Origin of the sequence: Ammoniphilus resinae (assembly GCF_017873965.1) — a bacterium.
GTDB classification, from domain to species: domain Bacteria; phylum Bacillota; class Bacilli; order Aneurinibacillales; family RAOX-1; genus Ammoniphilus_A; species Ammoniphilus_A resinae.
The window spans coordinates 1-19,968 of record NZ_JAGGKT010000028.1; the positions used below are offsets into that span (position 1 = coordinate 1).

Below are 19,968 nucleotides of genomic sequence, written 5' to 3' on the forward strand. Positions count from 1 at the left end.
GTACCGGAGGCTCAGGCCGAGAAGCCATTTAGCGAGATGACGCCAGAGGAGAAGGCCGCTGCGAAAGCGAAAGCCATTGCGGAAGCAAAAGCCAAAGCTGCAGCCAAGTTAAAAGGTGAAGAACCTGCAGCCGCTGTACCGGAGACTCAGGCAGAGAAGCCGTTTAGCGAGATGACGCCAGAGGAGAAAGCCGCTGCGAAGGCAAAAGCGATTGCTGAAGCAAAAGCCAAGGCTGCTGCTAAGTTAAAAGGTGAAGAACCTGCAGCCACTGTACCGGAGGCTCAGGCAGAGAAGCCGTTTAGCGAAATGACACCGGAAGAAAAGGCCGCCGCGAAGGCCGCTGCCGTTGCTGCTGCCAAGGCAAAAGCTGCTGCGAAGCTCCAGGGAGGAGACGCCGCACCAGCGCCAGCCGCCGAAAAACCAATCAGCGAGATGACGCCGGAAGAAAAAGCTGCCGCGAAGGCCGCCGCTGTTGCTGCTGCTAAGGCGAAAGCTGCTGCGAAGCTCCAGGGAGGAGCCGAAGCGCCAGCCGCTGACAAACCAATCAGCGAAATGACGCCGGAAGAAAAAGCTGCCGCGAAGGCCGCCGCTGTCGCTGCAGCCAAGGCGAAAGCTGCTGCTAAAGCACAGGGTGGAGCGGATGCCGAACCCGCTGGCGACGATGACAAGGCAAAGGCGATTGCCGCTGCCAAAGCCAAAGCTGCTGCCGTGGCTGCCGCGAAGGCCAAAGCCGCTGCTGCAGGTGCTGCAAAAGCCGCCGGAGGAGCTGCTGCTGGAGCAACCGCCGCTGCGCCAAGCACGCCGTCACCGAAACAGCCAGTCCTTGACTTGATCGTTAAGGTGATCACGGAGAAGGTCGGCGCGGATGCGATTGAGGAGAGCTATATTCGCGAGAATAGCGAGCATATGCCGACGATCGTGGTGAAGCGGGAGAAGTGGCTGGAGGTCGCTACCCTACTAAAAAATGATCCGGAATTAGACTTTAACTATGTTTCAAATCTCCTAGGAGTAGATTATAAGAGCCATATGGAGTCTGTCACATATTTACATTCTTTAACGAAAAGGCATTCCCTGAGCGTTCGGGTGAAGACACCTGATCGGGAGGATACCAAAATCCCTTCGATTGCCAATCTATGGAGAACCGCCGACTGGCATGAACGGGAAAGCTACGATTTGCTAGGCATCGTCTACGAGGGACATCCAGACATGCGTCGGATCCTTCTTACCGATGATTGGGTAGGGCATCCTCTTCGTAAAGATTACGTACAATTCGACGAGGAGGTGTAATCTGTATGGGAACGATAACAACCGAAGAAATGATGCTCAACATGGGGCCGCAGCATCCAAGTACGCACGGGGTTTTGCGCTTGGTCGTGACGCTCGATGGGGAGACGATTAAAGCCGTTGACCCGGTCATCGGGTACCTGCACCGCGGAACGGAAAAGCTGGCGGAAGACCTGAATTACACGCAGATTATCCCGTATACAGACCGGATGGATTATCTAGCGGCAATGCTAGGTAACTACAACATTGTGCACTGTGTGGAGACCGCGCTAGGTTTAGAGATTCCAGAACGTGCTGAATATATCCGCGTGATCGCGATGGAGCTGCAGCGGATTGCCAGCCACTTGGTGTGGTGGGGAACCTACCTGATGGATATTGGAGCGACAACGCCCTTCCTGGTAGCCTTCCGCGACCGGGAGACGATCTTGAACTTTTTCAATGAATTGTCCGGAGCTCGTTTGACCTACAACTACATGCGTGTAGGCGGGGTGAAATGGGATGTTCCGCCAGGATGGGTGGAGCGTGTAGGGGAATTCGTGCAGTATATGAAAAAAGAATTAGCAAGCTATCACCAGCTTGTTACCGGAAATGAAATCTTCCTCAAGCGTGTAATCGGGGTAGGTGCCTATACAGCGGAACAGGCGATCAACTATGGACTCACCGGGGTTACGCTACGCTGTACCGGGGTAAAATGGGATTTACGCCGCGATGAGCCATATTCGATCTATGATCGTTTTGAATTCGATGTTCCCACTGCAACAGAGGGAGACTGCTGGGCCCGCTATCGCCTGCGGATGGAAGAAATCGTACAATCTTTACGGATTGTCGAGCAAGCGGTTGCTCAATTTCCAAATGATGGGGATTTCATGGCGAAAGTGCCACGGGTCATCCGTCCACCTGCTGGAGAATGTTACACCCGCATGGAAAGCTCGAAGGGTGAGCTCGGAACCTACATTTACAGCGAAGGAAAAGATAAGCCTTACCGCTTGAAGTTCCGTCGTCCGTCCTTCGTCAACCTGTCGATCCTGCCAGAAATCCTGAAAGGTGAAAACATGGCGAATACGGTGGCGATTTTAGGGAGTATTGATATTGTGCTAGGGGAGGTTGATGCGTAATGAGTCAATTCTTGGCACAACCTCTAGGTTGGGGCACGGGACTGATTTTTGCTCTGTCCGCTGTCGTCCTCTTGGGGGTCGTACTTGGTTTCGTAACCTATGCGATTTACTTTGAACGAAAAGTCGTCGGATGGGTGCAGTTCCGTCACGGTCCAACCCGGACCGGTCCACTCGGCTTGCTGCAGACCGTGGCAGACGTTTTGAAGCTTTTGCTAAAGGAAGATATTATCCCAGCACTCGCTGACAAACCGTTGTTCGTTCTGGCGCCGCTGATTGCGTTCGTACCGTCTTTTGCTGTCTTGGCAACCTTGCCTTTTACCGAGTCGATCCACTTTGCTGATTTGGGCATTGGATTGCTTTACTATATTGCGGTCTCCGGGATTACCACCTTGGGTTCACTTTGCGGAGCTTGGGCGGCCAACAACAAGTACTCCATCATCGGGGGGATGCGTGCGGCTGCACAGATGATCAGTTATGAAATTCCGCTGATCATGTCCTTGGTTGGGGTTATCTTGATGACTGGAAGCTTGAACTTGATCGATATTGTCAACAAGCAAGCGGAAATGGGGATGTGGTTTTTCATCCCGCAAATTCTCGGATTTGGGATCTTTATCATCGCGTCTCTTGCTGAGTTAAGCCGGACCCCATTTGACATCGTGGAAGCAGAATCCGAGCTGGTTGCTGGTCATATGACTGAGTACAGTGGATTCCGTTATGCGTTTTTTATGTTGGCCGAGTATGTGTATGTGTTCGGGATGGCGTCGATTACGACGCTGGTATTCTTGGGAGGATGGCTGCCGCCATTTGAATTCCTCGGGTTCATTCCAGGAATCGTGTGGTTTATCTTAAAGTTCTCTTTTATGGTGTTTTTCTACATGTGGCTGCGGGCAACGTTCCCTCGGATGCGTGCGGACCAGCTGATGCAATTGGGATGGAAGGTCCTCTTGCCGCTGTCGCTTGTGAACATTTTTGTAACAGCCCTTCTGAAAGAACTCCTGTAATGCGGATGACCATGCAAAAGGTGGTATGACCGCTTCTGTTTGAATAGATCAGGATAACGACTGTGCGGCCGTGTGAGTGTTCAGGATGAACCGTTCCCACGTTCGACGGAAAACAAAGGGGTGAAATAAAATGTTAGGATTAGCAAAGGGATTATCCTATACCTTGAAGACGTTGGTCGGAAAAAAGGTGACGCTGAAATATCCGGATGAGCCGATCATCATGCCGGACCGCTTCCGGGGGATTCAGCACTTTGACCCGGAGAAATGCATCGTCTGCAACCAATGCGCGCGGATTTGTCCGACCCAATGTATTGATCTGACGGGGAAAAAGCCGGATGATCCGGAGAAAAAAGGTAAAGTGATTAACACCTACGATATCAATTTTGAAATTTGTATTTTATGTGATTTGTGCACGGAGGTTTGTCCGACAGAGGCGATTGTGATGACGAATAACTTCGAATTGGCCTCGTTTAGCCGCGATGAACTATTTAAAGATATGAAATGGCTGCACGAAAACAATACCAATGTCAGAAAGGAACAGCACTAATATGAGCGGACAATTTGTTGCGTTTTTTATCCTTTCGCTTCTGACCATTGGCGGCGCTGTTTTCATGATTAGCCTGCAAAAGGTGGTCCACCAAGTGGTGGCCTTGGCCTTTTCTTTTCTCAGCATTGCAGGCTTATACGTAATGTTGGAAGCGGAATTTGTAGCGGTAACGCAGGTTCTTGTGTACGCCGGCTCGATCTCGATCTTAATGCTCTTTGGGATCATGCTCACCAGACATGATGCACATGAGGATACGGGTCGCGGGAAATTTAAATTTTTAGCATTTATAGTCGTGGCTGCCTTCTTCGTTCTTGTGTTTATGGGAATCCAAACGATGAACATTGAAGGGACACCAGCCAACTTTTCGCAGCAAAACAATGTGCTTGAGATCGGGAAATTGATGTTTAGCCAATACGTCATTCCATTCGAAATCATGTCGGTCTTGCTGCTGGTCGCGCTCGTCGGGGCGATTATTCTGGCAAAAAGGGAGGCCGATGACAAATGACGGTACCTTTAGCTTCCTATCTGTTGGTCGCATTGATTCTCTTTTGTATTGGGCTTTACGGGGCTTTAACGAAGCGAAATGCAGTGATAGTCCTGCTTTCGATGGAATTGATGCTCAATGCGGTCAATATTAATCTTGTTGCGTTTGCGAAATTTGGTGCCTTTGCGAATTTGACCGGGCAGATTTTTTCTCTGTTTAGCATTACCTTGGCTGCAGCGGAAGTTGCTGTCGGGTTGGCTATTCTGATCTCTTTATATCGCAACCGCAGGACGGTCAATGTCGATGAGATGGATCTGTTAAAGAGGTAAAGAATGGATCTAGCGAAGAGATTACGAAAAGAAATGTCAACCTACTCTAGTGTGAAAGGAAGGGCGATATCAAATGATGTCTAGCGCATGGTTGATTCCTCTCCTTCCGCTTGCGGCCTTTCTGCTGTTGGTGGCCTTCGGTCGGCAACTAAAAGAAAGTTCGGCCTATATTGGGATTTTGGCTACCTTGGCAGCTTTTGTCCTGGCTTTAGGAACGTTCCTTGAACGGTTTGCAGCGGGAGCAGAGAATTATTATTTTGCGTTTCAATGGCTAACCTTTGGAAATAAAGTAATTGATATGGGATTTGAAGTGAACCAGCTGAATGCCATGATGCTCGTTATTGTTACCTTTGTCAGCTTGCTGGTGCACATTTATTCCAAAGGTTATATGCATGGTGATGAACGGTTTCCAGTGTTTTATTCGTACCTGGCGCTGTTTACGTTCTCGATGCTTGGCCTGGTGATTTCACCGAATTTATTGCAGGTCTATATTTTCTGGGAGTTGGTCGGGGTTTGTTCCTTCTTGCTCGTCGGATTCTATTTCTATAAACCAGAAGCGAGAGCCGCCGCGAAAAAAGCTTTTATCGTCACGCGGATTGGGGATGTCGGGTTGTTCATCGGGATTTCCCTCTTGTTCTGGTATGTGGGAAGCTTTAATTTTTCAGATATCTTCACGGCTTTGCAAAATGGGGCGATGGAGTCCTGGCAGATCACCCTTGTAGGGATTCTGATCTTCATCGGGGCGGTCGGTAAATCCGGTCAATTCCCGCTCCATACGTGGTTGCCAGATGCGATGGAAGGTCCGACACCGGTTTCCGCTTTGATCCACGCAGCAACGATGGTTGCCGCTGGGGTGTACTTGGTAGCGGTGATGTTCCCGCTTTATCAGGCCTCTGTGGATGCCAGCTTGGTGGTTGCCTATATCGGAGGATTTACCGCGATCTTTGCGGCTTCGATCGGGTTGACACAGCGTGATATCAAAAGGGTTTTGGCTTACTCCACGGTGAGTCAGCTCGGTTACATGATGCTCGCCCTTGGGATGGCTTCTGTTGCGGGTTATGTAGCGGGTACGTTCCATTTGATGACCCATGCTTTCTTCAAAGCCTTGCTGTTCTTGGCCGCAGGTAGTGTGATTCATGCGGTGCATACGCAGGATATTTTTGAAATGGGCGGTTTGTTTAAAAAGATGCGCGTCACTGGAACGGTGTTCCTGATTGGTTGCTTGTCGATCGCCGGGATTTTCCCTTTTGCCGGGTACTGGTCGAAGGAAGAAATCCTTGGGGCTGTCTACAATAAAGGTCACCTTGGATTGTTCGCTGTCGGTGTGATTGCCGCGTTCTTTACCGCTTTCTATATGTTTCGATTGTTCTTTGCCACGTTTACGGGGGAAGCTGCGGATGATACGAAAAAGGTCCACGAATCTCCTTTGGTCATGACGGTTCCGATGATTCTGTTGGCGATCTTGGCGGTTGTCGCTGGGTTCATTAACACGCCGGGAAATCCGGTTCTAGGTCATTGGTTAACGGAGACCATGGCCGGTGCAGAAGAAGCGCACCATGCGCCGTTCTGGATTTCTGTGGTCGCGACGTTGGTTTCTCTGCTGGGGATTTTCCTCGCTTGGCTGATGTACGGGAAGAAGTCTGTTTCCCGCGGTGCCATTGCCGAACCGTTTCCTTGGTTATACCAATTGTCGTACCGCAAGTATTACATCGATGAGTTGTATAACAATGTCATTGTAAGGCCACTGCGGGTGTTTGGAGAATTCCTCACCATGGTGGATGTCTATATTATTGATGGGCTGGTGAAGCTTGTTGCCGGCTTTACCAAAGAGCTCGGCCACGCCGGCGCTCGCGTGCAAAACGGTCAGATTCAAACCTACGGTTTGATTGCCTTCTTGGGAATTGTGCTGCTGGTCATTGGGCTGACGTTCGGAAGGGGGTATCTAGGGTAGATGGATTCCATATTGCTGACATTACTGACGTTTTCACCATTGCTTGGATTGATCCTCTTGATCTTCATTCCCCGCACGCAAACGGGTGCGCTGAAGCTGATCGGGGTCCTCTCATCTGTGCTGCCTTTGATACTCGCTTTCGTGGTGTACGGGGCTTTTGATTTGAAGCAAGCTGGGTTGCAGTTTGTCGAAAAGCTGGAGTGGTTTTCGATTCCGGCCGAACAAGTGCAATTCCCAATCAACTATGAGCTTGGTGTCGATGGCTTGTCCATGCCGCTCGTCGTTTTGACTGCCATTATCGGTTTCTTCGCGGCGATTGCCGGAACGATTTTTGTGGATAAGCGTTGGAAAGAGTTCTACATTTTGTTCACGATTATGTTAACGGGGATGCTTGGGGTCTTTACCTCGCAAAACCTTTTCTTGTTCTTTATTTTCTTTGAAATGACCTTGATTCCAATGTTCTTCGTCATGGGAATTTGGGGCTTCAAGGATCGTGAAAAAGCGGCCATGAAGTTCTTGCTCTACAACGGGCTTGGCTCGGCGATTATGCTGATCGTGTTTGTGGCGATTTTCATGAGCGTCTGGACGTTGAATTTCACGGAAATCAAAACAGCTTTCACAGATCCCGGTTCACCGTTTAATACGCAGGGTTCACCGGTGTTTATTGGCGAAGGGCTGCGCTATGGCTTGTTTATCGCTTTGCTTGTCGCGTTTGCGATCAAAATGCCAATCGCTCCGTTGCACACCTGGATGATCAAAGCCTATACGGAGTCTCCAACGCCTGCGGTGTTGATTTCTTCTGGGGTTTTGATCAAAATCGGGGCTTACGGTTTGCTTCGCTTTAATGTCGGGTTCTTCCCGGAAGTGGCCCACCAGCTGGCTGGCTTGCTCGCTGTGCTCGGGGTCATCAATATTATTTATGGTTGCTTGCTCGCCCTTGTGCAAAACCGACTCAAATTGGTTCTGGCCTACTCCAGTATCAGCCATATGGGGATCATTCTGCTCGGGGTTGCTGCGATGAATGAAGTTGGGTTCCAAGGGGCCGTGTTCCAAATGGTTTCCCACGGCTTAATCGCTGCCCTCATGTTCTTTATCGTCAGTGTGATTTTTGAACGGACGTCCACAGACCGTCTCGATGATCTGGGCGGGATTGCCAAATCCATGCCATTTGTATCGGGGATCTTCCTTACCGCGGCCATGGCTTCGGCTGGTCTGCCAGGGATGTCTGGGTTTATCAGTGAGTTTACTGCCTTCCTTGGGCTTTTCAAGGAAATGCCAATTATTGCGGCCATCGGTACGCTGGGGATTATCCTCACAGCCGTTTACTTGCTTCGTGCGGTGTTAAACACGACCTTCGGTCCCACATCGGACAGATGGACTGTTCTTGCCGATGCCCAGCCGCTTGAGGTTTTGCCAATGGTCTTGGTGCTTGGTTTTATCGTTTTAATCGGGGTGTATCCTTCGGTACTTAGCGAACCACTTCAAGCGACCTTACAAAATATTGTTCCAAGGATAGGAGGGTGAGCCGATGGAAAGTAGATGGGGTCCTTTAGCCCAATATGACTGGTCGGTTATGGCACCCGAGTTCACCATCCTGATTGTTGCAACGTTGATCTCGGTTATTGACTTGTTGATGCCAAATCATTCAAATCGCCGGCCTTTGGCTTGGCTTGGAATCGTCGGAAGCTTGCTTGCCGGTTGGTTTGTGCTTCAAAACACAGGCCACGGTGTTGTAGAGATATTGAACGGCTCTTATCGGGTCGATGCATTCGGAAATGTGTTCAAACTGATCTTTTTAGCGGGTACCATTTTTACTTTGTTAATGTCGATCAATTATTTGAATCGCGGCGGGGTAAAAGAAGAGGAGAAGGTTGTTGATCACGGGGAGTTCTATTACCTGACCTTAACTGCTTTGCTAGGTTCGATGATCATGTCTTCTTCAGCAGACGCGATCACGCTTTTTGTCGGCCTTGAGCTTCTCTCGATTTCTTCCTATATATTAGTAGGAACAAGAAAGAAGCATTTGCTATCCAACGAATCTGCGTTTAAATACGTAGTCAGCGGATCCATAGCATCTGCCACTGTTCTATACGGAATAAGCTTCCTGTATGGATTGACAGGGACCACAAATCTCTTTGAAATGGCGGATCGTCTAGGTCAGGCCTACATGGCGGGAAATGCTCTGTTAATCTATATCGCATTTTTCCTAACGTTTGTCGGGTTAAGCTTCAAAATTTCCTCTGTCCCCTACCATATGTGGGCACCGGATGTTTATCAAGGAGCACCGACGCCGATCACTGCGTTTCTTTCGGTCGTTTCTAAAGCCGCTGGTTTCGCGCTGATCATTCGTTTCTTCATCACGGCGTTCCGTTCTGTTGTCGATTACAATGCAGCAAACGGACCACATTCCGTGCTGATTTCTGAGCTATTGCTCGTTGTGGGAATTCTCGCAGCGATCTCGATGATCGTCGGAAACACGTTGGCCCTGCGCCAAACGAATATCAAGCGGATGATGGCCTATTCTTCCATCGCTCAGGCCGGTTATATTCTCGTGCCGTTTGCCACGCTGACATCGTTGATTTTCGAGCAAACCGTATTTTACCTGATCGCGTATCTGCTGATGAATATGGGTGCCTTCGCGATTATCATGATCGTCACTGGGGATCGGGAAACAGAAGACATCCGTAGTTTTGCCGGACTTTATCACCGTGCGCCATTCCTGGCCATCGCGATGACGTTCTTCCTGTTATCCCTTGCCGGTATCCCCATTTCCGCCGGGTTCTTCGGGAAGTTCTATATTTTCATGAGTTCCCTGGTTATGGGTAACTACTGGCTAGCCGGCATCATGATCGCTACCAGTGTCGTATCGTATTACTATTACTTTGGCATCATCCGCCAAATGTATATGCGTCCAGGTGAGACTGAAGCACCTCTACGCGTACCGGCTGGAATCGCCGTGATCGTCCTGATCGCGTTCATCGGTACCGTAGGAGTCGGGATCGTACCAGACAGTGTCTTGAATTTCATCCATGCTAATTTTCCGTTGATGGATCTGATAGAGGCTGCCGGACAGTAATAAAAGCAGGAATGTTTGTAAGGCGTGAATTCCCTTTTGGTCGGGGGGTTCATGCCTTTTTCTGTTGCTAGAGTTGGCAGGGCAGGAGTCGGAGAGTGAGGATAGCATGAGGGAGTGGGAGGAGTCTGAGAGTGAGGATAGCATGAGGGAGTGGGAGGAGTCTGAGAATGAGGATAACATAAGGGAGTTGGGAGGAGTCTGAGAATGAGGATAGCATGAGGGAGTTGGGAGGAGTCTGAGAATGAGGATAGCATGAGGGTGTTGCGCCGCGTATCGCGTAGACCTGTGGTTGGTTTGCCTAAAGGGTGAGGATATTACTATATTGTTGCAACCTGTGACCACTATACCGTTGAGTCAGGAGGAGGAGAAAATAGGTGAGAGGATCTCAAGTGACTTATTGCTATGTCGTTACTGTATAGATTCTTTGATCCCTGACCTAGTGTTGTATATATTCATTTTCAATCCTGTGTCCATTATCCCTTTGCCTCAGAAAAATGGTTTGACGTATATTCCTATAGAATGGTGCATGCCAGCTTCATTTCTTTTCAGAATGTGATGTGCATTATTAATACGATTTTTGAAGTCACCTAAGAAACCAACGTGGTAACTTTAGTTGGCAAACTTAGTTTGAATGGATCCCCTAGACTTCAACCCTTTACCAGTATAACCCGATCATATGAGCATACCGCACCCTTTTCCCTTTTTCTTTTAACGATTTATAACTAATTTTTTTGGTTGATGTACATGATTGAATAAGACTTTGGAAAACAGGAGTTTGGTTCAGTTTCTGATTCACCCGATAACAAAACTCATCCAAATAAGCCCGCAAGTGGCGAACACCTATCCCATGAAAGGATTCATTGATCCACTGGGAAGCTTTTTTGAAATAAGGGTATCCGAACTTAAGTCTCCGCGGCTTGAGCCGCTCCGTCATAAATTCAATGTTAGATCCCTCTGCTTCAATATGTCTTTCTGCAAATGACATTTTTTCTGCAGTCGAAATCCACTTCACTCTTGGTGCTTCCATGAGAAGTTTCATTTTGATATAAGTGGGTTCTTTTTGTTCATTCAGGGATGTACCAACAAGGAGATAATGCTCTTCGGGGTGGGGTTGGGAATATGGGTTGTAGGGGCGGCCATAACATGCATCATGGACTTGAACCATGCCAGACAACAGATTGGAAGAATCAGATGTACTCATGGCGCACCGGATCTTATGGAGGACTAACCAAGCTGTTTTGTAGGTAACATTAATGATATCTTTTAATTCAATCGCATTGATCGAGGGATGAGAAGCCAGAAAGATGGCTGTAAACCATTTTTGCAAAGTAGTCCTACTTCCTTCCATAATCGTATCTACAATAATAGAAGTTTGATGGTGACACTGGGCACATTCATAGAGGGGAAGCCGGCGGGTGGTAACTTTATAGAAATGACGGTGGCTGCATTTAGGGCAAATAAACCCATTTGGCCACTTGGCTTGAAACAGATAGTCAACGCAGACGTCCTCCGAGTAAAAACGGTCTTGAAATTGGTCCAGGCTCAACTGATCCACAAAAACGCCTCCTTTTATACGAACATTTATTCTATTCATAGAATAACAAACGAGTGTTCTTGTGTAAAGAAAAAGTTTTCGACAAAGTGGAGAAGACTGCGCCTCCCTTATTAAAAGGGATAGTGGTCAAAGGGAGTGGAAAAATAGGTACGTACAGGCAGAGGCTAGGGAACGAAGGTTTTAGAGTAGCACCTGAAAGAAAGGGATAGTGGTCAAACGGAGTGAAAAGTAGGAACGCACAGGCAAAGGGTAGGGAACGAAGGTTTTAGAGTGGCATCTGAGGGAAAGGGATAGTGGTCAAAGGGAGTGGAAAATAGATGCGCACGAGCCAGGGTACTGAACGGAGATCTTAAAGTGGCACCTGAAAGAAAGGGATAATGGCTACAGGCTTAAGGAAAAGTGTACACTGTTCTCTCGACAGACATAAAAAAAGCGGGGAAAAAGCCCCCCCGCCAGGCAAATGACTAAACTTTAAACTGTCCGACCAAACTTTGTAGCTGCTCGGCCATTTCTGACATGGCATTCGAGGAGGATACGATTTGATCCATTAAGCTTCGCGAATCCTCTGCCGAATTGTAGGCTTTGCTCGTTTCGTCTGTGGCTGTTTCGGCGATTTGCACGATCGTTTGCACGGAGTTCAGGACATCTTCTGTACCGGCCGCCATTTGCTCGGTTGCCGCAGACACTTCCGTAATTTGACGAGTCACAGTTTCGATGGCATCGTGAATCTTTTCAAAAGCAACCTTAGCTTCTCGTGCGGCTGATAAGCCTTCCTGAACCTGATCGGTACCATTGACCATGTAGGCTGAAACTTTATTGGTTTCATGTTGAATTTCTTCGACCATGACAGCAATTTGCTTAGCAGCTCGTCCGGATTCTTCTGCTAACTTGCGCACCTCATCGGCTACCACAGCAAAACCTCGCCCATGCTCAGCAGCCCGCGCTGCTTCAATCGCTGCATTCAAAGCAAGAAGATTGGTCTGGTTGGCAATCCCAGTGATAACATCGACAATTTTACTGATTTCTTGAGAACGCGTACCAAGCTGCTTCATCAACTCGGCAGATTCCGTTACCGTGGAAGTCACGGTTTCAATTTTGGCCATGGAATGATCAATAATATCGCGACCTTTTCTGGCAATTTCCGTGGCATGAATAGAAGTAGAGGAAACCTCTTGACTATTCGCCGAAATTTGCTGCACCCCAGAAGACATTTGATTCATTGAAACAGATGTTTCTGTAATGCTTTGCACCTGCATGTCAGCTCCGGATGCAATTTCTTTCATCGCTAGAGCAATTTCCTCCGTCGATCTGCTCGTTTGAACAGCACGTTCCGTTAATTCAACGGAAGTAGTCGCCACCAGCTTGGCATGGTACAGCACCTGCGAGATGATCCCCTGGATGCTTTCCATCATCAGGTTAAATTCCTGAGCCAATTGCCCCACTTCATCACGGGAATGAACCGTCAGACGCTGCGTCAAATCTCCACCGGCCCGGGAGATCTCCGCCAACTTACTTTTCACTTGATTAATCGGACGGGCAATCATGCGAGTCAGCAAGATCGCAAACAAAATCGCCAAGACAATCGCACCAGCCATAATCCCAAGCGTCAAGCCTTGTGAATTTCGATAATTGAGGTCAGACGCGTGATAGAGACTTTCTGCTCTTTTATTTTGAATATCGACTAAAGCAAGAATGGAATCTTCCAAAGCCTTTTTCTGCGCCATCGACCCATTCAGCTTGAGCATAATGGATGTTTTGTCCGTAGATTTGGTAGCCTCAATCATGGTTGCCATGTTGGATTTATACGCAGCCATAAGCGTTTTTAAACTATCCAGCTTGGATTTTTCGTCCTTCGTTAAATCATTCTTGCTGTAGGCAGCGATATTATCCTCGGCCAGCTTCAAATTCTGGGAAATATCCTCTTCCATTTCATCCATGTTTACATTCATTTGAGCGGAGTTCATCAGAATCACCGCATTTTCCGAGATCGCTTTATTGATTTGCATCAGCTGCATCACTGGAATCAAACGCTGATTGTACATGTCGGATATATCCCTGTTCATTTTTGAAAGCGCGGTAAGGCCCAGATACCCAACTGCTCCCATGGAAAGACAGATCACGGTAAAGACAAGCAAAAGCTTGTGGGATACCCGGATATGATAGAACCACTTCATCTAAATTTCTCCCCCATTCTTATGTATCTGCACAAACATCACTGCAAAATAACCGCACTCTGTATAAAAAGATGAGCGGCACGGCGATCCTGGCTTGGATTGGTTTGGCGCTATTCCAAGCGGTAGACCCGTTGCTTTGCGTCCCAGACTTTCGTCCTGGTTTGCCTTTTTTCATCGGTATGAAAAAAGTAGGATTAACACACATTATATCGAAGAATGGCGTTTTATGGAAGAATATTTAAAAAATTACTTAACAAGATAGGGCTGTAAATTTTAAAAGGAGGAAATCCCCATGCAAAAAGGGTTCGTCCTGTTATTTCTATGTTTAAGTCTGATCGTTGGCCCCTTGGTGATCCGATCTATGACTACGGTTGTTTTGTCCGAAGGAAATGTGCCTGAGGTGGTTCGGTCAGTGGCGAATCAGTCTGCGCTAGAAAGCAAAGGGATGCTGACAGGCGTCGCCGTGTACAATTTGACCAAGGGTAAAAGGCATTACACCTATCAGGCGGAAAAAAGCTTCGTTCCAGCCTCCACTCTAAAATTAATCACTGCCGCAGCAAGCCTGGCCAAACTGACTCCGGAGTACTCTTTTAAAACGGAGCTTTTTGTGGATGGGAAAGTGTCAGGAGACGGGACCTTAAAAGGCAACCTAGTGCTTAAAGGCTACGGGGATCCTTCGTTTGGGTCAGGGGAGCTTGCGGAAATCACGCGACAGCTTACTGAGCAAACGGGAATTCAGCGCGTGGATGGAGACCTTGTCCTGGACGAAAGTTATTTTGATGACGTGCGGCTGGGAAAAGGATGGATGTGGGATGACGAAATCTGGTCCTTTAGCTCACCGATTAGTGCGCTGGCACTGGAGCGAAATCAAGTCGAACTGCAGGTGGCACCGACCGGTGTGATCGGTGGGAAACCTTTTGTGCACTATCCCGTCACGTCAGGACTTAAAATTGACAATCAAGCAGTGATCACGAGCGGGTCTTACACGGACTTGGAGTTTTATCGAGCACCCGGTGAAAATACGGTGTTGCTCACCGGTTCCATCGGAAAACAGGCGAAACCCGAAATCGAGGAGCTGGCCGTGGTGGATCCGGCGCTTTTTCTTGGGGAGCAGTGGAAAGCACAGTTGGTGGAGGCGGGGGTGTCATTTTCCGCCACCTCCCAAATTAGAAGGGGGTTGGCCCCCAAGAAGAAGCAGGCCTTGTTCACCCATTTTTCCGCCCCTTTACAAGAAGTCGTCACCCATTTGAACAAAGAAAGCGACAATTTATACGCCGAAATGCTACTCAAAACACTGGGAGCCGTGGAAAAAGGGGAGGGGAGCTTTGAGGCGGGATTGCAGGTAGTGTCAGAGTATTTGCGTCAGGTGGGGATCGCCGATGGCTATACCTTGGTGGATGGGTCAGGCTTATCCCGTCTAAACAGGATCACCCCTGAGCAACTGCTCCAGCTTTTAATCTATGTGGAACAACAGCCATACGGAAAAATCTTCGAACAAACCATGCCGATCGCCGGAGTCGACGGGACACTCGAAAAACGCTGGGCCCAGTCCCCATTCGATCTCAAAGCGAAAACCGGCTCGATGTCCGGGGTGTACAACCTAGCTGGATACCTGCGGGCGGAAAATGGGGACAAGTTGGCCTTCGTCCTGTTTTTAAACGGAATTAACGATGCGCAGGAGGCGGTGCTTTTGCAGGATAAAGTGGTGAAGACGTTGGTGCGGGGGGACTCTTTGGCGCCCTTTGACCACTATCCCAACGGCTCCGGTGACGAGGTGGGGCGCGCGGATGACACCCCCTTTTCAGCACATCTCGATACCCTACTACAACATCCAGACCTGCGGGCACTATCCCCAGGGATCATGATCCAATCGGTGGACACCGGGAAACGATGGTACGCGCGAAACGAGCACAAATTACTCACCCCGGGTTCCGCGGTAAAAGCTCTCACCACCTTTGCAGCGCTAAAGCATCTCGGGCCGGAATATACCTTTCGAACATCGCTGTATCTTTTGGAGCCCCCAATCGACGGTGTGGCAGGCGGCGATCTCCTGATTAAAGGGGATGGTGATCCCACACTTGATGAACAGGGGATTAGGAGGCTGGTGCAGCAGCTGCCGATCCGACGGCTCAGGGGAGATGTGCTAGTCGACGATTCCTATTTTGATCCCCAACGCTACCCTCTTGGTTGGACGTGGGACGGAGAAAATCGCGTGAGCCAGCCACCCATCGGTGCCCTAAGTATCAATCGAAACACGCTGGACCTTGAGTTTCAACCGGGTTCCTGGCCAGGGGCGCCGATCCATATCAGTCCATTCCCCGGGACAGCGAAAATAAGGAACCACGCTCAAACGAGCCTATTTGAAAATAATTTGCGTGTCCAACGGCTCAGGGGGGACAATCAGGTGATTGTAAGCGGCGAGATGTTTCTTCTTTCTGAGCCAAGGGGAGAAAGGATACCCATCGCTGATCCTGATTTGTATACCGGGGAGGTGGTCAAGAGGGTTATGGCGGAAAAGGGGATGGGTACTGAGCCGACGGTAAAAAGGGGAAAGGTCGATGAGCACCCAACTGCGGTTCTGGCAGCCGAAATCCGATCCGAGCCATTAAAAAGGTTAATTGAGCAGATGAATCAGACGGATGATCATTTCTATGCGGAGATGATTCTGAAAACTTTGGGTCTGACTCAAGGGGATAGTGGCCACAGTGACACAGAAAAAGGACTCAAGGTCTTAACCCGCACCCTTCAGGCAAATGGGATCGAGCCCGAACAACTTGTCCTATCCGACGGCTCAGGTCTCTCCCGCTATAACCTGCTGGCGGCCGAACCGCTGACTCGGTTACTCGCGCAGGAGCCCTCGCTGGTCAGCATGTTCCCTTCCTTTTATATAGAAGGAATCCGCGGGATCTACAGTTTGATGGAGGGAGGAGATGTGGGGAGCTTTGCGGGCTACGTTCAAACGCGAAAAGGGGAGCGAGTGGCGGTGACGATTTTGTTGAACGGATGGACAAAGGAGAAGCGCACATTGGAGCGGACGATCAAGGCAATTTTGGAAAAGGTAAGGGAGTCCTGACCTAGGCTTAGCCCCACCGAAGCGCCACCTTAGACAAGGGGATAGTGGCCACAGAGTCTCGCAATATACTCATCCACTCTTCTTTCGCCTGGCAGAGTGTAGCACCACTAAAACGCTTCACCGCGGGACAGCAAACAAACTCCCCTCCCGCATTCCCAGACGGTACACCAAACATTGCCTTGATCCACCCCCTGTGCGCCTGCTCCTGTCCCCTTCATCCCTTCCCATTTGTCAGTTTCACCAGCCCTTGGTAACTCCCGCCACTGATCAGCATTTGCAGCTCCTGCGAAGACATCGTAATATGCTCAACATTATCCATCAGCCGGTTACAGCATTTCAAAAGCACGGAATCCGTCAAAATTTCTTTGCCACAGGTCGAACAGCGAAAACGAAACAGCACATTCATCCGAACAAAGCCTCCCTTTTGTCACTTTTACATGAGATATGTTTATGCACGAAGATTTGCTATCATGTATACTAAAGAGGGTGACTTTCAATTCTGACCCAATGGGATAATGCCCACAGGCACCCAACAACCAACACCCAACAACATTAACCACAAACAACCAAAAAACTCCTGCTCACAAAAGAGCGGAAGGGAGAAGGATACATAATATGGCCACGTCCTTAGGAACGACGGGATTAATTAACATCGTGATATCGCTCATTTTCATCGCTTTGAGCTGGTGGGCCCTGCAGGCATTTCGCCTGGACGTCTTCGTCAAAAATTACAAAAGCCCACAAACCAAGGTCCTGATGATGTTGCTATCGATCGCCTTGGGGCATGGCGTTGCGCGATTTTTTATGGATTATTTGGGCTGGTCCATCATGCTCAATCAGCTGATGAAGTAAGCATCAACCCGCACAAAATTGGTATAAGTTTCCTCATCCGTGTCCATCCTAGTAGAAAGGTTTCGACTCCAGCAGTCGGCCGCCTAGATACATAAAAAACAGGGATGAGGAGCAAAACAATGATTAATAATCGTAAACAATGGGGAACCAGCCTTTTCATGGTTGGATTGATGATATTTGCTTTTGCCTGGACGGTTTTTGCCGACCAAACTCAGCAGCAACGCGGGGATCTGGATCAAAGGGTGCAACAACAGGGCCAATTCGGGGACCAGCATCAGCCAACGAGCCAGCTGCAATCAACAAAAGAGGCACTTGCCGCTTTACTCCAGGCTACAAAGGAAACCGGGGCAACGCCCGAGTTCATCCAACTGCACTACGGAACCCTGTACCAAACGGATTTGGACCTGCAGGAAGTAGAAGCGCTTGCGGCCCAGCTTGGCAAAACCCTGATTGGACAGGATAGCAAACCGAGCGATGTGGAGCACACGGCGAGTCATTACAAAACGGGTTTTTCCCGCCAACTCGAGGGGGTCACCACAGAATTGCAGGTCAGCGCGATCAAAAGCCACAATACATCCAAATCCTGGGAAAGTTATCTGACGGTGCGGATCACGGCTGATTCAAACAGCCTAGAGAGCCTCGAAAACCAGCTGGAACAAGTGCATAAAGTCCTAGAAAACATGAAAATAGTTCCTCAATTTAACTCTTGTGTCCAGGGAAATTATAATGGTACACTGAAAAATGACGTGCAATTGGCAAAGGTGAAACAGTTGCTCGACATTTTGGGTGCTGAAGTTGTAGAGAAAGTAGAAGATCCGACGGTGAAAAGCTTTTCGGCTTACACACCAGAGCTTGAACCGTTTATTTGGACCAATCAGGAGAAGATGAACATACAAGTCGGTCTGCATGTGGATCATCTCAAGCAGGTCACGAAACTAACTATAGGAACACCCATCATCACTATGGAATATTAATATATAGTGGTGGAACGGAAATAGCCTGTACGTCACTGTACATAGGTCACAACCGTTAGGTGGGGTCCCCCTTTCAACGAATTAAGGCACCCCATACACCCATAGGAAGAACGGAATATAATGCAGCGGGGGGAAAGGTACTTTGGACAAAATCATCGTCCATGGTGGCACACGTCTATCTGGAAGAGTGAAAGTAAGTGGGGCGAAAAATGCGGTTTTACCGATTATAGCTGCAGCTCTTTTAGCAGGAACGGGAAAAAGCGTCATTCACGATGTACCCGCTCTGGATGATGTGCACACAATCGGAAACGTATTGACAGCCTTAGGTGCTGAGGCCACTTATGACAACGGAATATTGGAAGTCGACGCAACTCGCGTCAATAAAACAGAAACACCATACGAACTCATTCGCAAAATGAGAGCCTCGTTTTTGGTCATGGGTCCTTTGCTTGCCCGTTTTGGTAATGCTCGCGTTTCTCTGCCCGGCGGTTGTGCGATTGGTACGAGACCGATCGATCAACATTTGAAGGGCTTTGAAGCAATGGGGGCACATATTGAAATCGGTCAGGGCTTTATCGATGCCTCAGTCAAAGGAAGATTGCAAGGTACGAAAATTTATTTGGACATTGCCAGCGTTGGAGCCACGGAAAACATCATGATGGCAGCAACCCTTGCGGAAGGCACGACGATCATTGAGAATGCTGCGCAAGAACCGGAAATCGTTGATTTAGCTAACTATCTTAACGCGATGGGGGCGAAAGTCCGCGGTGCCGGTACCGGTACGATCAAGATTGAAGGGGTTGAACAGCTTTTCGGGGCCGTACACACCGTCATTCCGGACCGGATTGAAGCTGGAACCTTCATGATTGCAGCAGCGATCACGCGCGGTGATATTTACATCGAGGGCGCGATCTCCGATCACCTGCGTCCGGTCATTGCCAAACTGCGTGAAATGGGCGTCATCATCAAAGAAGACGAAAACGGCATCCACGTCACCGCAACCGGCAAACTGAAAGCTGTCGACGTGAAGACCCTGCCGCATCCCGGTTTTCCAACCGATATGCAGTCGCAGTTTATGGCTTTATTGATGACCTCCGATGGTTCAAGCATCGTCTCCGAAACGGTATTTGAAAATCGCTTCATGCATGTCGATGAGTTCAAGCGTATGGGAGCCAAGATCAAAATCGAAGGCCGCAGCGCTGTCGTGCAAGGCAACCAGAAGTTGCAAGGCGCAGAAGTGACGGCAACCGATTTGCGAGCCGGTGCAGCGTTGATCCTAGTTGGCCTTGTGTCTGAAGGAAAAACCGAAGTCGGCGGTCTGCATCATATCGATCGCGGCTATGTCGATTTGACTGGAAAACTGCGATCCCTCGGAGCGACGATTACCCGCTTGTCGGAGGAAGCAGAGAAGAAAGAAGCACAAGAAGCTACTGCAGAAAATACTTCATCTAACGTTATCAAATTACGAACTTCATATGCCTAATACCTAAGCCCTCTATCACCGTATGTGTTTAGAGGGTTTTTTATGTGCGTTTTTGGGCGTTTTGTGCCTG

17 protein-coding genes and 1 riboswitch are annotated in these 19,968 nt (G+C 48.9%); of the genes, 13 read left to right on the forward strand and 4 right to left on the reverse strand.

Annotation, left to right across the window (positions count from 1 at the left end):
* The 9 genes from J2Z37_RS25925 to nuoN form a co-directional block, all read left to right on the forward strand.
* The coding region (locus J2Z37_RS25925; protein ID WP_342453875.1) for an NADH-quinone oxidoreductase subunit C at positions 1-1,287 on the forward strand (1,287 nt) is incomplete at its 5' end.
* A gap of 5 nt (positions 1,288-1,292) precedes the next feature.
* Entirely contained in the window at positions 1,293-2,399 is a 1,107-nt protein-coding gene (locus J2Z37_RS23450; protein WP_245204200.1) for an NADH-quinone oxidoreductase subunit D, read from the forward strand.
* Positions 2,399-3,400 (forward strand): NADH-quinone oxidoreductase subunit NuoH, encoded by a 1,002-nt coding sequence (nuoH, locus tag J2Z37_RS23455; protein ID WP_209812765.1) that lies wholly within the window; start codon positions 2,399-2,401, stop codon positions 3,398-3,400. The genes J2Z37_RS23450 and nuoH overlap by 1 nt, the downstream gene beginning before the upstream one ends.
* A 130-nt stretch (positions 3,401-3,530) precedes the next feature.
* On the forward strand, positions 3,531-3,947 hold the full coding sequence (nuoI, locus tag J2Z37_RS23460; protein ID WP_209812766.1) for an NADH-quinone oxidoreductase subunit NuoI: 417 nt from the start codon (positions 3,531-3,533) through the stop codon (positions 3,945-3,947).
* A gap of 1 nt (position 3,948) precedes the next feature.
* Entirely contained in the window at positions 3,949-4,452 is a 504-nt protein-coding gene (locus tag J2Z37_RS23465) for an NADH-quinone oxidoreductase subunit J (protein ID WP_209812767.1), read from the forward strand.
* Positions 4,449-4,760: an NADH-quinone oxidoreductase subunit NuoK gene (gene nuoK / locus J2Z37_RS23470; RefSeq protein WP_209812768.1), complete on the forward strand. Its 312-nt coding sequence runs from the start codon at positions 4,449-4,451 to the stop codon at positions 4,758-4,760. Before J2Z37_RS23465 ends, nuoK begins: the two co-directional genes overlap by 4 nt.
* A 73-nt stretch (positions 4,761-4,833) precedes the next feature.
* Positions 4,834-6,711, forward strand: coding sequence for an NADH-quinone oxidoreductase subunit L (nuoL, locus tag J2Z37_RS23475; RefSeq protein WP_209812769.1), 1,878 nt, complete (start codon positions 4,834-4,836; stop codon positions 6,709-6,711).
* On the forward strand, positions 6,712-8,235 hold the full coding sequence (locus J2Z37_RS23480; RefSeq protein WP_209812770.1) for a complex I subunit 4 family protein: 1,524 nt from the start codon (positions 6,712-6,714) through the stop codon (positions 8,233-8,235).
* A 4-nt stretch (positions 8,236-8,239) separates the two neighbouring features.
* Positions 8,240-9,787 carry an NADH-quinone oxidoreductase subunit NuoN gene (gene nuoN, locus J2Z37_RS23485; RefSeq protein WP_209812771.1) on the forward strand — a complete coding sequence of 516 codons (1,548 nt, stop codon included), beginning with the start codon at positions 8,240-8,242 and terminating at the stop codon, positions 9,785-9,787.
* Between the two features lie 655 nt (positions 9,788-10,442).
* On the opposite strand, the gene J2Z37_RS23490 is transcribed toward nuoN, so the two are convergent.
* Together J2Z37_RS23490 and J2Z37_RS23495 are read right to left on the reverse strand one after the other, a co-directional pair.
* Positions 10,443-11,342 (reverse strand): transposase, encoded by a 900-nt coding sequence (locus tag J2Z37_RS23490; protein ID WP_209812772.1) that lies wholly within the window; start codon positions 11,340-11,342, stop codon positions 10,443-10,445.
* A 464-nt stretch (positions 11,343-11,806) separates the two neighbouring features.
* Positions 11,807-13,516: a methyl-accepting chemotaxis protein gene (locus J2Z37_RS23495; RefSeq protein ID WP_209812773.1), complete on the reverse strand. Its 1,710-nt coding sequence runs from the start codon at positions 13,514-13,516 to the stop codon at positions 11,807-11,809.
* Between the two features lie 71 nt (positions 13,517-13,587).
* Positions 13,588-13,692: riboswitch (cyclic di-GMP riboswitch) on the reverse strand.
* Between the two features lie 116 nt (positions 13,693-13,808).
* On the opposite strand from J2Z37_RS23495, the gene dacB reads away from it, so the two are divergent.
* Positions 13,809-16,589: a D-alanyl-D-alanine carboxypeptidase/D-alanyl-D-alanine endopeptidase gene (gene dacB / locus J2Z37_RS23500; RefSeq protein WP_209812774.1), complete on the forward strand. Its 2,781-nt coding sequence runs from the start codon at positions 13,809-13,811 to the stop codon at positions 16,587-16,589.
* A gap of 7 nt (positions 16,590-16,596) precedes the next feature.
* Here dacB and J2Z37_RS23505 read toward each other — a convergent pair whose 3' ends face one another.
* Together J2Z37_RS23505 and J2Z37_RS23510 are read right to left on the reverse strand one after the other, a co-directional pair.
* Positions 16,597-16,764 carry a hypothetical protein gene (locus tag J2Z37_RS23505; protein WP_209812775.1) on the reverse strand — a complete coding sequence of 56 codons (168 nt, stop codon included), beginning with the start codon at positions 16,762-16,764 and terminating at the stop codon, positions 16,597-16,599.
* A 39-nt stretch (positions 16,765-16,803) separates the two neighbouring features.
* A complete protein-coding gene (locus J2Z37_RS23510; RefSeq protein WP_209812776.1) occupies positions 16,804-16,995 on the reverse strand; it encodes a hypothetical protein in 192 nt (63 codons plus the stop codon).
* 209 nt (positions 16,996-17,204) lie between these two features.
* On the opposite strand from J2Z37_RS23510, the gene J2Z37_RS23515 reads away from it, so the two are divergent.
* The 3 genes from J2Z37_RS23515 (at position 17,205) to murA (ending at position 19,898) form a co-directional block, all read left to right on the forward strand.
* Positions 17,205-17,441, forward strand: a complete 237-nt coding sequence (locus tag J2Z37_RS23515; protein WP_209812777.1) for a DUF1146 family protein — start codon at positions 17,205-17,207, stop codon at positions 17,439-17,441.
* A gap of 119 nt (positions 17,442-17,560) precedes the next feature.
* Positions 17,561-18,415, forward strand: coding sequence for a YwmB family TATA-box binding protein (locus J2Z37_RS23520; protein ID WP_209812778.1), 855 nt, complete (start codon positions 17,561-17,563; stop codon positions 18,413-18,415).
* 142 nt (positions 18,416-18,557) lie between these two features.
* The gene (gene murA / locus J2Z37_RS23525; protein ID WP_209812779.1) at positions 18,558-19,898 is read left to right on the forward strand and encodes a UDP-N-acetylglucosamine 1-carboxyvinyltransferase; all 1,341 of its coding nucleotides are present in this window, start codon (positions 18,558-18,560) and stop codon (positions 19,896-19,898) included.
* The last annotated feature ends 70 nt before the right edge of the window (positions 19,899-19,968 follow it).